Below are 13,590 nucleotides of genomic sequence, written 5' to 3'. Positions count from 1 at the left end.
CTGAAAGGTCGCCTCGGGAAATCGGGGCGCGCATAACATGGGGATGGGCATTTGGGTAGCATGATGCTTGCAATCGGATTGATGTCGGGCACGTCGCGCGACGGCATCGACGCTGCGCTGATCGAGACGGACGGCGAAGGGACGGTGCGGCCCATCGCCTTCCATGCGATGCCTTATGGCGAGGGGTTCCGGTTGCGGCTGGCCGAAGCGTGCCAGCGGGCGATGGCGATGGATGCGCCGGGGTTCGAGCCGCTGATCCGGTCGGTCGAGGAGGAACTGACCGAATTGCATGTGGAGGCGGTGGCCGATTTGCTGGGACGCAGCGGGCATATCGCGGGCGACATCGGGGTGATCGGCTTTCATGGGCATACGGTCGCGCACCGGCCGGAGCGGAGATGGACATGGCAGATCGGCGACGGCGCGGCGCTGGCCGGGGCGTTCGGCATCGACGTGGTGGCGGACTTGCGAAGCGCGGATGTGGCGGCTGGCGGGCAGGGCGCGCCTTTGCTGCCGGTTTATCATCGCGCGCTGGCGCATGGGCTGGCGAAGCCGGTGGCGGTGCTGAATCTGGGCGGCGTGGCGAATATCACGGCCATCGGAGCGGAAGGGGAGCTGGTCGCCTTCGATACCGGCATGGCGAGCGGGCTGATCGACAACTGGATGCAAAGCCATGGCGCGGGCGGCTTTGACGCGGGCGGTGCGACGGCGGCGAAAGGGCGGGTGGATGACGCGCGGCTGGCGGCGATGCTGGCCGATCCATGGTTCGCCGCGCCGCCGCCCAAGAGCATCGACCGGGAAGCCTTCTCCATCGAAGCGGCGCGAGGGCTGTCGCTGGAAGATGGGGCGGCCACCTTGACGGCTTTTTCCGCCGCTGCCGTGGCGCGGGGGCTCGAGCATCTGGAGGCGCGCCCGCAACGCATCTATGTGGCGGGCGGCGGGCGGCATAACAGGACGCTGATGGCGATGCTGGCGCAGCGGACGGGCGTGGACGTGCGGCCCGTCGATGAGTTGGGCTGGGATGGCGACGCGCTGGAGGCGCAGGGCTTTGCCTATATGGCCGTGCGGTCGGTCAAGGCGCTGGCCATCAGCTTTCCCGGCACCACCGGCGCCCCGGAACCCATGACGGGCGGGATGTTGTTCCAGGCTGGCTGACAGGCTCTGGTGACGCCTTTCCGTGCAGCCGCTCGTGGGAAACGGCGCGCGCCGACGATCATCGGGACTTTCCCGATGGAGGAACAGGCCCGCGCCTAACGCTTGCGGGTGAGTTCGCGCATCGCTTCGTCGATACCCTCTATGGTCAGGGGATACATGCGGTCGTTCATCAATTGCCGCATGATCTTCGTCGATTGATTATAGGCCCAATGGCTGCGCTCCATCGGGTTAAGCCAGACGGCGGCGGGATAGGTGTGGGTGACGCGCTGCATCCACACCGCTCCGGATTCCGCATTCATATGTTCGACCGAACCGCCCGGATGGGTGATTTCATAGGGACTCATCGCTGCGTCGCCGACGAAGATCACCTTATAATCATGCCCATATTTGTGCAGGATGTCCCATGTGGGCGTCCGCTCCGTAAAACGGCGCAGGTTGTTCTTCCACACCGATTCGTAGAGGCAGTTGTGGAAGTAGAAGAACTCCATATTCTTGAATTCGCCGGTCGCGGCGGAAAACAGCTCCTCGCAGAGCTTGATATAGGGGTCCATCGATCCGCCGACGTCGAGGAAAAGCAATAGCTTCACCGCATTGTGCCGTTCCGGCCGCATGCGGATGTCGAGCCAGCCCTGCCGCGCGGTGCCGCGGACGGTTTCATCGAGGTCCAGTTCGTCCGCCGCGCCTTCGCGGGCGAAGCGGCGCAGGCGGCGCAACGCCACCTTGATGTTGCGCGTGCCCAGTTCCTTGCTGTTGTCGAGATTCTGAAACTCGCGCTTTTCCCAGACCTTGATGGCGCGCTTGTGGCGGCTTTCCCCGCCGATCCGCACGCCCTCGGGATTGTAGCCGCCATGGCCGAAGGGAGAGGTGCCGCCGGTGCCGATCCACTTGTTGCCGCCCTGATGGCGCTCTTTCTGTTCTTCGAGGCGCTTCTTGAGCGTCTCCATGATTTCGTCCCAGTCGCCCAGCGACTTGATCTTTTCCATCTCCTCGGGCGACAGGAATTTCTCCGCGACCAGGCGCAGCCATTCCTCCGGAATTTCCGCCTCGACGCCTTTGGCGCCGAGAACGCCCTTGAACACCTGGGCGAAAACCTGATCGAAACGGTCGAGCAGTCCCTCGTCCTTCACATAGGTGGCGCGGGCGAGATAATAGAAGTCTTCGGGACGGCGTTCGATGACGTCACGGTCCAGCGCTTCCAGAAGCAGAAGATGTTCCTTGATGCTGGCGGGAATGCCGGCGGCGCGCAGGGCGTCTAGGAAGTTGAGCAGCATCGGGCGCTTGTCGGGCAGCGTGCGCCGGGATGCAAGCGGGCTTTTCAGCCGGGCCTGCGACGGACGCCGTGGATGAGGGAGACGAGCACGAAGGAGATGATCATCAGCAGATACCAGGAGCCGAGCTTGGCGATGCTGACCATCTGCCAGCCATCGCGCTGGTCGGGATAGGTCCAGGCGTTGGCGAAGGTCCCGATATTCTCCGCGAACCAGATGAACAGCGCGACGAGGAAGAAGCCCAGCAGCAGCGGCATCCTGCGCGGCTCATGCCATGGCGTGAACCAGATCGTCGTGCGGATGAAGAGCAGAATGGCGCAGGCGAACAGGGCAAGGCGGATGTCGGGCAGCCAGTGATGGGCGAAGAAATTGACATAGATCGCACCCGCCAGCAGCGCCGTGGTCCAGACGGGCGGATAGCGGCTGAAGGAGAAGTCGAATATGCGCCAGATGCGGGCGATATAGCTGCCGACTGCCGCGTACATGAAACCGGAGAAAAGCGGCACGGCGCCGATGTGGAGGAAGCTCTGTTCGGGGTATATCCACGATCCCGCGTTGGTCTTGAACAATTCCATGATCGTGCCGACGACGTGGAAGGCGCAGATCACCAGTGCCTCCCGCACGGTTTCGAGGCGCAGGGCGAGCATCGCGATCTGAATGGCGAGTGCGGCGAGCGTCAGGAAGTCATAGCGGTGGAGGGAGGCATGGGCCGGATAGAAAAAATGCGTGCCAAGCAGCAACGCGAGCATGAGGCCGCCGAACAGGCAGGCCCAGCCCTGTTTGAAGCCAAAGAGCAGGAACTCATAGATCCATGCGCGCGGTCCCGCCGCGACACGGACGGATTCGAGATGGGCGCGGATGCGCGCAAAGCGGGTCGCGCCCGTCGGAAGGGTCATGCGGCGGGTCTAGCGCGGGATGGGACAGTGGGAAAGATATCCGAGAGTGAGGCGATTTATGGAGCGGGTAATATCATGGTCTGTAATGGCGGGTTTTGGGTATCTATTACCGCTCCCCACTTCGTTCGGACTAAGCTTGTCGAAGCCTTCTACCGAACGAAGTGAGGTGCAGAGTCTTCGACTTCGCTCAGGCGGCCCTTCGACAAGCTCAGCCCGAACGGGCCATGTTGGAAGCAGACAGTCCGCTAACCATTGATAGGGGGGCAAACAGCATCCAAAGAAAAGGCGGCCATCTAGGCCGCCTTTTCCGTATTCCGTTCCGGACGACCGTTTATTGGTCGAGGAAACTCCGCATCTTGCGCGAGCGCGAGGGGTGCTTGAGCTTGCGCAGCGCCTTTGCCTCGATCTGGCGGATGCGTTCACGGGTCACGCTGAACTGCTGGCCCACTTCCTCCAGCGTGTGATCGGTGTTCATGCCGATGCCGAAGCGCATCCGCAGCACGCGCTCCTCGCGCGGGGTGAGCGAGGCCAGAACCCGCGTCACGGTTTCCTTGAGGTTGGCCTGAATCGCGGCGTCCACCGGGATGATGGCGTTCTTGTCCTCGATGAAGTCGCCCAGGTGCGAATCCTCCTCGTCGCCGATCGGCGTTTCAAGGGAGATCGGCTCCTTCGCGATCTTCATGACCTTGCGGACTTTCTCCAGCGGCATGGAGAGGCGTTCGGCCATTTCCTCCGGCGTCGGCTCGCGGCCCTGTTCGTGCAGGAACTGGCGGGACGTGCGGACCAGCTTGTTGATCGTTTCGATCATATGGACCGGGATGCGGATAGTGCGGGCCTGATCCGCGATGGAACGCGTGATCGCCTGCCTGATCCACCAAGTCGCATAGGTGCTGAACTTGTAGCCCCGGCGATACTCGAACTTATCGACTGCTTTCATCAGGCCGATATTGCCTTCCTGAATAAGATCAAGGAATTGCAGGCCACGGTTCGTATATTTTTTAGCGATGGAGATGACGAGGCGCAGGTTCGCCTCCACCATTTCCTTCTTCGCGATGCGCGCTTCGCGCTCGCCCTTCTGCACCATGTTCACGATGCGGCGGAACTCGCTCAGAGACATGCCGGTCGCCTGCGCGATCTCGCCCACCTCGTTGCGGATGCGGTCGACCGCGCGCCCTTCGGCGGCCGCGAAGGCAGCCCATTTCTTATCGAGGCCGCTCACCTTGTCGAGCCAGCCGTCATCCAGCTCATGATTGACATAGCGATCGAGGAAATCCTTGCGGCTGACCTTGTGCCGCTCGGCCAGACGCAGCATCTGCCCGCCCAGGGCGGTGAGGCGCCGGTTATAGGCATAGAGCTGGTCGACCAGATATTCGATCTTCTGCTGGTGAAACTGGACGCTTTCGACCTCGGCCGTCAGTTGCTCGCGCAATTCCTGATAGCTGTCCTCCGCCTTCTGACTGAGGCTTTCGCCGCTGGCCATCGCGGTCATGCGCGCGGCCTGCGCGTTGGAGAAGGTGCGGAAAATCTCCGTGATGGTCGCGAACTTCTCCAGCGCCATCGGCTTCAAAGTCTCTTCCATCTGGGCGAGGGAGAGGGTGTTGTCTTCCTCCTCTTCCTCTTCCACCCGGCGGGATCGGCGTTCGGTCAGGCCGTCCTCATCCTCGTCGGAATCGGCGGGCTCCTCTTCCGGCTCTTCCTCTTCCTTGAAGCTGGGGCCAGCGGTCTTCTCGCTGATTTCACCGTCATCGTCCTCTGCCCCTTCCTCCAGATTTTCCGGAGCCGGGTCCTTCGACAGCATGGCGTCGAGATCAAGAATCTCGCGAAGCTGCATCTCGCCATTGTTGAGGGCAGTCGACCATTCGATGATCGCGTTGAAGGTCGTGGGGCTTTCGCAAAGCCCCAGGATCATCGTGTCGCGGCCCGCCTCGATCCGCTTGGCGATGGCGATCTCGCCCTCGCGCGAGAGCAGTTCCACCGCGCCCATCTCGCGCAGGTACATGCGGACCGGATCGTCGGTGCGATCGACGGTTTCCTTCTTCTTTTCGGTGACGAGCCGGGGCGCGCCATCCTCATCCTCGCTCGAATCGGTGCTATCGTCGCCGTCATCGTCGCGCTGGTCGTCGCCGTCTTCCCCGGCTTCCTCGTTCTCGACGATGTTGACGCCCATTTCGTTGAGCGCGGACATGATGTCCTCGATCTGCTCGGAGGACATCTGGTCCTGCGGCAGGGCGTCGTTCAGTTCGTCATAGGTGATGTAGCCGCGCTTCTTCGCGCGGGCGATCAGCTTCTTGACCGATGCCTCGTTCAGATCCAGCAGCGGCGCGTCGCCCGTATCCGTATCCTCACCTGAAGCCTTGCCGTTCGCTTTGGTCGCCATTTACTCGCCTTAACTCCATCGGTTCCGGGGGAACCGATCCAAATCAGATAATGTCTTCGGACTGCGCCAGTTCCGCCAAGCGGCGATCATGGTCCATCTTCAGACGATGAACCCGTTGCTGCTCGGCAAAGGTTTCCTCGCTCAGGTCTTCCCTTGCCCTTTTCGTGGCCTCCGCCAACGCCGCCTCAAGCTCCGGTCCCTGCGCCATCACCCGAATCGCCTCGTCCAGATCGCGCGCCACGCGATCAGGGTCGGCTGTCACTCTGTGAGGGGTGAATGTGAACGTGTCGGCCCGGAGCATCCCCTTCGCCATATTATACACTTCACCTTGCCCCAATATGGTAAGGAGGCCCTTCGTTTCAACTGTTTCTTTGCGGAATGACGCGGCGATCATCGCATCGAGCAATTGCGCGAGCGCGGAGTCGGCGATCTGGAGGCTCGCAAGGCTTTCGCGGTGGAACGCGATCTGTTCGGGATGACGCAGCAAACTGGCCAGGATCGCGCGCAGAAGGCGCTGTTCCATGCCGCTTTCGCCGATGGCGCGGGCTTCGGTTCCGGCGGGTGGAAGCGGGGGTTTCCAGTTACCGCGCCGGTCGCGCTGCCAGTTGCCGCCCGCGCCTCGCGGATTATGGCGCGGCCCGGCGGCGAAAGCCGGGCGGCGGGCGAAGAACAGGGCATCGTAACGCTCACGGAACGCCTGCACATAATGGGCGCGCACATCGGGATGGGTAATGGCGTCGGTGAGGGCGGAGAGGCGCTGTTTGAGCGCGGCGCGCTGTTCCGGCGTGTCGAGCGGGGCGGCGCCATGTTCATGGCTCCAGAGGCGCTCCACCAGCGGCTGCGCGCGTTCCAGCACCGCTTCCATGGCGGCGGAACCTTCGGCGCGGATGAGGTCGTCCGGGTCCTGCCCCACAGGCAGGGTCGCGAAGGCAAGGCTCATGCCCGGGCGCAGCAGGGGCAGGGCGCGGGTGGCGGCGCGGATCGCCGCCTTCTGCCCCGCCGAGTCGCCGTCGAAGCAGAGGACCGGCACGTCCGCCATCTTCCACAATCGCTCGATCTGATACTCTGTAAGCGCGGTGCCAAGGGGGGCGACGGCTTCGGCGAAACCGGCCTGCGCCAGCGCGATCACATCCATATAGCCTTCGACCACGATGATGCGGCCCGTCTGGCGGCTGGCGGGGGAAGCGCGGTCGATATTGTAGAGCGTGCGGCCCTTGTCGAAGAGCGGCGTGTCGGGGGAGTTGAGATATTTGGGCTCGCCCTGACCCAATATCCGGCCTCCGAACGCGATCACCCGGCCGCGAATGTCACGGATGGGGAGCATCAGGCGACCCCGGAAACGGTCGTAGGATTCCCGCTCGCCATCCGGGTCGATCAGCAGCCCCGCCTCGACCAGCATCGGATCGCCGAAATCCTTGAGCGCGGTCTTGAGCCTGCCGCGCGAATCCGGGGAATAGCCGAAACCGAAAGCGCGCCGGGTCGCGTCCGTGATGCCCCGGCGCTGGAGATAGGCGCGGGCCTCCGCGCCGTCGATGCCGCCGAGTTGCTCCTCGAAGAAGCTCTGGGCCGCCGCCATGGCGTCATGCAGCCCTTTGGCCTGTTCGGCGCGGCGAGCGGCGCGGGGGTCGGGGGCGGGGACCTCCATGCCTGCCGCCTGCGCCAGTTCCTTCACCGCCTCCATGAAGGGCAGGCCGCGCTGATCCGTCATCCAGCGGATCGCATCGCCATGCGCGCCACAGCCGAAGCAATGGTAGAAGCCCTTTTCGTCATTGATCGTGAAACTGGGCGTCTTTTCATTATGGAAAGGGCAGCAGGCCTTATATTCGCGGCCCGCCTTCTGCACTTTTACCGTGCGGCCGATCAGCGTCGACAGCGACGTGCGCGCGCGAAGTTCGTCAAGAAAGGCGGGGGTAAGGCTCAATGGCTCCCCTCCCGCTTGCGGGAGGGGGCGGGGGAGGAGATGGTCCTACCCCCATCCATCCCCGTTTCTGTCTCCCCACCTCCGTTCGTTTCGAGCGAAGTCGAGAAACGCTCGCGCGGGGGCTTCGCAAAATGCGAAACAAGCGACCAGTTGTCAACGATATGGCCGGTATAATAGCGGCCATCGGAGCATCTCAACATGTAGGTCCAGAAAGCCATGGGCGGATTATGCCTGAACGCCGGTTCGAGTCGAGCATTGTCATGGGATCGGGGCTATGCGGGGCGTTTCTCGACTTCGCTCGAAACGAACGGGGGGTGGTAGCTCTCTGCGCTCTTACCCCAAAGCCGCCTTCACCAGCCCGCTGGCCTTGCTCATGTCGATCACGGAGCCATGGCGTTCCTTCAACACCGCCATCACCTTCCCCATGTCCTTGACGCTCGACGCGCCGACTTCGGCCTTGATGCCCTCGATCGCGGCCTTCGTCTCATCCTCGCTCAGTTGCGCGGGAAGGAAGCTGTCGATCACGGCGAGTTCGGCCTCTTCCTTCGCGGCCAGTTCGTCGCGGCCGCCATTCCTGAACATCTCGATCGATTCGCGGCGCTGCTTGGCCATCTTCTGCAACACCTCGACCACCACCGCGTCGTCGTCGGGAACATTGCTGGCGGTCCGCAATTCGATGTCGCGATCCTTGAGCTTGGCGAGGATCAGCCGCACGGCGGCCAGGCGCTCCTTGTCGCCGCCCTTCATGGCTTCGACCTGGGCGCTCTTTAGCTGCTCGCGAATCATGGCGATATGAATCCTGTTCTTGGGAAAGAGACAGATATAATGCGAAAAGAGATTTTTAACAGGAGTTGACCGCAACGGCGTGGCGGCATAGGTGACCGGCCGTTTAACCCGCCGCAGACGGGACCCCGCAAAAGCATAAGAAGGACTCAGCAAGCCATGGCCGACGCCAAATCCCTGACCGTGCGCGTTATTGGTTTTGGCAGTTCGGAACGGACCGCCTGATGATGAGCAAGTCATCATCAGGCTACATCCCGAACGGAGCGACGGGGGTATTGGTTTTCGCCGATGGCTCCGCAGTGTTCGGACGCGGCTTCGGCGCGGTCGGCGAAGCGGTGGGAGAGCTTTGCTTCAACACCTCCATCACCGGCTATCAGGAGATCATGACCGATCCCAGCTATGCCGGGCAGATCATCAATTTCACCTTTCCCCATATCGGCAATGTCGGCACGAACCTCGATGATGTGGAGGCGGACAGCCCCCATGCACTGGGCTGCATCGTGCGGCAGGACGTGACCGAGCCCAGCAATTTCCGCAACGTCGAACCCTTCGACCAGTGGATGAAGCAAAATGGCCGCATCGGCCTTGCGGGCGTCGATACCCGCGCGCTGACGCGGATGATCCGGCTGAAGGGCGCCCCCAATGTCGTGATCGCCCATAATCCCGAAGGCCGGTTCGATCTCGCCGCCCTCGCGGAGAAGGCGGCAAGCTGGCCGGGCCTCGAAGGCATGGACCTCGCCGTCGAAGTGACGGGCCAGGAAAGCCGCTTGTGGAAGGATGGCATCTGGCGTCTGGGCTTCGGCTATGGCGTGGGCGAGGCGGGGGACGAGCGGCCCCATGTCGTCGCCATCGACTATGGCGCGAAGAACAACATCTTCCGCAATCTGGTGAAGGCTGGCGCGCGCGTCACCGTGCTGCCCGCCACCGCGAGCTTCGAACAGCTCATGGAGCAGAAGCCCGACGGCCTGTTCCTTTCCAACGGTCCGGGCGATCCCGCCGCGACCGGTGAATATGCGGTGCCGGTGATCCGGCAGGCGCTGGAGGCGGACCTGCCGATCTTCGGCATCTGTCTTGGCCATCAGTTGCTGGGACTGGCCGTGGGTGCGAAGACGGTCAAGATGCATCAGGGCCATCGTGGCGCGAACCATCCGGTCAAGCGGCTGGAGGACGGCCTTGTCGAAATCACCAGCATGAACCACGGCTTCGCGGTCGACACCGACACGCTACCCGCCAATGCGAAGCCGACCCATGTGTCGCTCTTCGACGGTAGCAATTGCGGCATCGAACTGACGGACAAAAAGGCCTTTTCGGTTCAGTACCACCCCGAAGCCTCACCGGGGCCGCAGGACAGCTTCTATCTGTTCCAGCGGTTTGTGGAGGGGTTGCGGTGATGGACATCTATGTCTTTGCCTCTTCGACTCTAACTAACATCTGGGCGGGTGTTGGTTCAAAGACTTGGGCGGTTTCGAGGATGGAAGCCGGTAGCCCGCAGGAAAAGGGACGGAGAACAAAAGCCCGTAAAATGCCAGTGGGTGCGTTGGGGATTTTATACAGCAGCGAAGATAAAGCGCTTACGGTCCCTTTTATTGTTCACTCAAAGCCGGACGAAAACGCGGAAGTGGCCCATATTTGGCCGGAAAAATGGGTTCTTCCTTTCAGGATCAAACCATTAGGTAACCCTCATGCTCGCATGACGATTGAGCAAGCGAAGGCGAAATTGCCGTCATTCAAGAATGGCCAGCCGTTCAATAACTTGTTTAGGGTTCGCGCTGATTTCGCCTTTCAAACATCGCAAATTTTGCCCGACGACTGGGCGATTCTGATTGAAGAGCTCGCAAACTAATGCCCAAACGCACCGACATCTCCTCCATCCTCATCATCGGCGCGGGGCCGATCATCATTGGTCAGGCGTGCGAGTTCGACTATTCGGGCACGCAGGCGGTGAAGGCGCTCAAGGAAGAGGGCTATCGCATCATCCTGGTGAACTCCAACCCGGCGACGATCATGACCGACCCGGAGTTCGCCGACGCCACCTATGTCGAGCCGATCACGCCCGAAATCGTGGCGAAGATCATCGAGAAGGAACGGCCCGACGCGGTGCTCCCCACCATGGGCGGGCAGACGGCGCTCAATACCGCGCTGGCGCTGTTCAACGACGGCACGCTGGAAAAATATGGCGTCAAGATGATCGGCGCGGATGCCGAGGCCATCGACAAGGCGGAGGACCGCCTGAAATTCCGCGACGCGATGGACAAGATCGGCCTCGAATCTGCCCGTTCGCGCATCGCGCATACGATGGAAGAGGCGCTGGAAGCTCTTGAGTTCACCGGGCTTCCTTCCATCATCCGGCCGAGCTTCACGCTGGGCGGCACGGGCGGCGGCGTCGCCTATAACAAGGATGAGTTCAGGCAGATCGTGGAGGCGGGCCTCGACGCGTCGCCCACGACCGAGGTACTGATCGAGGAATCGCTGCTCGGCTGGAAGGAATATGAGATGGAGGTCGTGCGGGATCGCAACGACAATGCCATCATCATCTGTTCGATCGAGAATGTCGATCCGATGGGCGTCCATACCGGCGACTCCATCACCGTCGCGCCCGCGCTGACGCTGACCGACAAGGAATATCAGATCATGCGGAACGCGAGCATCGCGGTCCTGCGTGAAATCGGCGTGGAAACAGGTGGTTCCAACGTACAGTTCGCAGTCAATCCCAAGGACGGGCGTCTGATCGTCATTGAGATGAACCCGCGCGTGTCACGTTCTTCCGCGTTGGCCTCGAAGGCGACGGGTTTCCCCATCGCCAAGGTCGCGGCGAAGCTGGCGGTCGGCTACACGCTGGACGAGATCGAGAACGATATTACCGGCGCGACGCCCGCGAGCTTCGAGCCGACCATCGACTATGTGGTGACCAAGATCCCGCGCTTCGCCTTCGAGAAGTTCAAGGGGAGCGAACCGCTGCTCGGCACCGCGATGAAGTCGGTAGGCGAGGTGATGGCCATTGGCCGCAACATCCATGAGTCCATGCAGAAGGCGCTGCGCGGGCTGGAAACCGGCCTCTGCGGCTTCAACGATGTCGAACATCTGGAAGGCGCGCCCAAGGACGACATCATCGCCGCGCTCGCCCAGCCGACGCCCGACCGGCTGCTGGTCGCGGCGCAGGCCCTGCGGGAGGGCCTCACCGTCGCGGAAATCCATGCGATCGCCAAGTTCGATCCGTGGTTTCTCGAACGGATCAAGGAGATCATCGACGCCGAAGCCGAAGTGCTGGCAAACGGTCTGCCGCAGGATGCGGACGGGATGCGGCGCCTCAAGTCCATGGGCTTTTCCGACAAGCGGCTGGCGTGGCTGGCGCTCAAATCCGCGAATTTGCGCGGCATGGAGCGGGGCATCGCGCGCGGCTCCGGACTGATCCATGATGCGGTGGTCGCCATGACCGGTGGCGTCACCGAGGACGAAGTGCGCGGCCTGCGCCACAAGCTGGGGGTGCGTCCGGTCTTCAAGCGGATCGACACCTGCGCCGCCGAGTTCGAGGCGAAGACGCCCTATATGTATTCCACCTATGAAGCGCCGATCTTCGGCGAGGCGGAGAATGAGGCGCAGCCGACTGACCGCAAGAAGGTCGTCATTCTGGGCGGCGGGCCGAACCGGATCGGGCAGGGGATCGAGTTCGACTATTGCTGTGTCCATGCCTGTTTCGCGCTGTCGGAGGCGGGTTATGAGACGATCATGATCAACTGCAATCCGGAAACCGTGTCGACCGACTATGACACGTCCGACCGCCTCTATTTCGAGCCGCTGACGGCTGAGGACGTGCTGGAAATCCTGAATGTCGAGATGTCGAACGGGATGCTGGCCGGCGTCATCGTGCAGTTCGGCGGCCAGACGCCGCTGAAACTCGCGCAGGCGCTGGAGGATGCGGGCATCCCGATCCTGGGCACTTCGCCCGACGCCATCGACCTCGCCGAGGACCGCGAGCGGTTCGCGGCGCTGATCGACAAGCTCAAGCTCAGGCAGCCCGCCAACGGCATCGCCCGCAGCCGGGAAGAGGCCATCGCGGTCGCCAACCGCATCGGCTATCCGGTGCTGATGCGGCCTTCCTATGTGCTGGGCGGCCGGGCGATGGAGATCGTCGACGGTCAGGCGCAGTTGGAGGAATATATCACCACCGCCGTTCAGGTGTCGGGCGACTCGCCGGTGCTGATCGACCAGTATCTGCGCGACGCGACGGAGGTGGACGTGGATGCGCTGTGCGACGGCGACGATGTGGTGGTCGCGGGCGTGCTCCAGCATATCGAGGAGGCGGGCGTTCATTCGGGCGACAGCGCCTGCTCGCTGCCGCCCTACAGCCTGCCCGATGCCGTCATCGCGGAGATCGAGCGACAGGCCGATGTGCTGGCCCGCGCGCTGCATGTCCGGGGCCTCATGAACATCCAGTTCGCGGTGAAGGACGGAACCGTCTATCTGATCGAGGTCAACCCGCGCGCCAGCCGCACGGTGCCCTTCGTCGCCAAGGCGATCGGTACGCCCATCGCCAAGATCGCCAGCCGCGTGATGGCGGGCGAGAAGCTGAAAGACCTGCCGAAGATCGACCGCAATGCGATTTCTCACATAGCGGTCAAGGAAGCGGTGTTCCCCTTCGCGCGTTTCCCCGGCGTCGATCCGGTGCTCTCACCGGAAATGAAGAGCACGGGCGAAGTCATGGGAATCGATAGCGATTTCGCAACCGCCTTCGCCAAGTCGCAATTGGGCGGCGGCACGGTGCTGCCCATGCAAGGGACGGTGTTCATTTCCTTGAAGGACAGTGACAAGCCGGTGATCCTGCCTGCGGCGCGCAAGCTGGTGGAAATGGGGTTCCGGATCATCGCCACGGGCGGCACCACGCGCTTTTTGGAAGAAAACGGCATCCCGGTCGAAACGGTGAACAAGGTGGCGCAGGGCCGCCCCCACATCGTCGACCGCATCACCGATGGCGGCGTGGACCTGATCTTCAACACAACCGAAGGTTGGCAGTCTCTGAAGGACAGCAAGGCGATCCGCACCAGCGCCCTGCGGCAAAAGGTCGCGATCTTCACCACGGCGGCAGCGAGCGTCGCGGCGGCGGACGCAATCGAGGCGCTGCGTGGCCATGCCCTTGAAGTGCGGTCGCTCCAGTCCTATTATCCAAGGCCGCAAGCCTGACCCCCTGCATGAAGG

9 protein-coding genes are annotated in these 13,590 nt (G+C 62.6%); 4 read left to right on the top strand and 5 right to left on the bottom strand.

All coding sequences use genetic code 11. The features are described 5' to 3' along the window. The first annotated feature begins 63 nt into the window (after positions 1-63). The gene (locus SCLO_RS06310; RefSeq protein WP_066515730.1) at positions 64-1,152 is read left to right on the top strand and encodes an anhydro-N-acetylmuramic acid kinase; all 1,089 of its coding nucleotides are present in this window, start codon (positions 64-66) and stop codon (positions 1,150-1,152) included. Positions 1,153-1,247: 95 nt separating this feature from the next. On the opposite strand, the gene SCLO_RS06305 is transcribed toward SCLO_RS06310, so the two are convergent. The 5 genes from SCLO_RS06305 to SCLO_RS06280 all read right to left on the bottom strand — a co-directional run bounded on the left by SCLO_RS06305 (position 1,248) and on the right by SCLO_RS06280 (position 8,400). After that, positions 1,248-2,423 carry a vWA domain-containing protein gene (locus tag SCLO_RS06305; protein WP_066515606.1) on the bottom strand — a complete coding sequence of 392 codons (1,176 nt, stop codon included), beginning with the start codon at positions 2,421-2,423 and terminating at the stop codon, positions 1,248-1,250. Positions 2,424-2,467: 44 nt separating this feature from the next. After that, positions 2,468-3,316, bottom strand: coding sequence for a DUF817 domain-containing protein (locus SCLO_RS06300; protein ID WP_066515607.1), 849 nt, complete (start codon positions 3,314-3,316; stop codon positions 2,468-2,470). Positions 3,317-3,647: 331 nt separating this feature from the next. Then, positions 3,648-5,693 carry an RNA polymerase sigma factor RpoD gene (gene rpoD, locus SCLO_RS06295; RefSeq protein ID WP_066515609.1) on the bottom strand — a complete coding sequence of 682 codons (2,046 nt, stop codon included), beginning with the start codon at positions 5,691-5,693 and terminating at the stop codon, positions 3,648-3,650. Between the two features lie 43 nt (positions 5,694-5,736). Continuing rightward, positions 5,737-7,614 (bottom strand): DNA primase, encoded by a 1,878-nt coding sequence (gene dnaG, locus SCLO_RS06290; RefSeq protein ID WP_066515614.1) that lies wholly within the window; start codon positions 7,612-7,614, stop codon positions 5,737-5,739. Positions 7,615-7,947: 333 nt separating this feature from the next. Further along, positions 7,948-8,400, bottom strand: coding sequence for a GatB/YqeY domain-containing protein (locus tag SCLO_RS06280; RefSeq protein ID WP_066515615.1), 453 nt, complete (start codon positions 8,398-8,400; stop codon positions 7,948-7,950). Positions 8,401-8,624: 224 nt separating this feature from the next. On the opposite strand from SCLO_RS06280, the gene carA reads away from it, so the two are divergent. Genes carA through carB form a run of 3 tightly spaced genes read left to right on the top strand, consistent with a single transcriptional unit; the run spans position 8,625 to position 13,575 of the window. Continuing rightward, the gene (gene carA, locus SCLO_RS06275; protein WP_066515733.1) at positions 8,625-9,788 is read left to right on the top strand and encodes a glutamine-hydrolyzing carbamoyl-phosphate synthase small subunit; all 1,164 of its coding nucleotides are present in this window, start codon (positions 8,625-8,627) and stop codon (positions 9,786-9,788) included. Continuing rightward, on the top strand, positions 9,788-10,240 hold the full coding sequence (locus SCLO_RS22855) for a hypothetical protein (protein WP_123905455.1): 453 nt from the start codon (positions 9,788-9,790) through the stop codon (positions 10,238-10,240). Before carA ends, SCLO_RS22855 begins: the two co-directional genes overlap by 1 nt. Beyond that, positions 10,240-13,575 (top strand): carbamoyl-phosphate synthase large subunit, encoded by a 3,336-nt coding sequence (gene carB / locus SCLO_RS06270; RefSeq protein WP_066515617.1) that lies wholly within the window; start codon positions 10,240-10,242, stop codon positions 13,573-13,575. The genes SCLO_RS22855 and carB overlap by 1 nt, the downstream gene beginning before the upstream one ends. The last annotated feature ends 15 nt before the right edge of the window (positions 13,576-13,590 follow it).

Origin of the sequence: Sphingobium cloacae, from assembly GCF_002355855.1 — a bacterium.
Taxonomy (GTDB): Bacteria; Pseudomonadota; Alphaproteobacteria; order Sphingomonadales; family Sphingomonadaceae; genus Sphingobium; species Sphingobium cloacae.
Note: the sequence above shows the minus strand (reverse complement) of the source record. Positions and strands in the feature narration are given on the sequence as shown.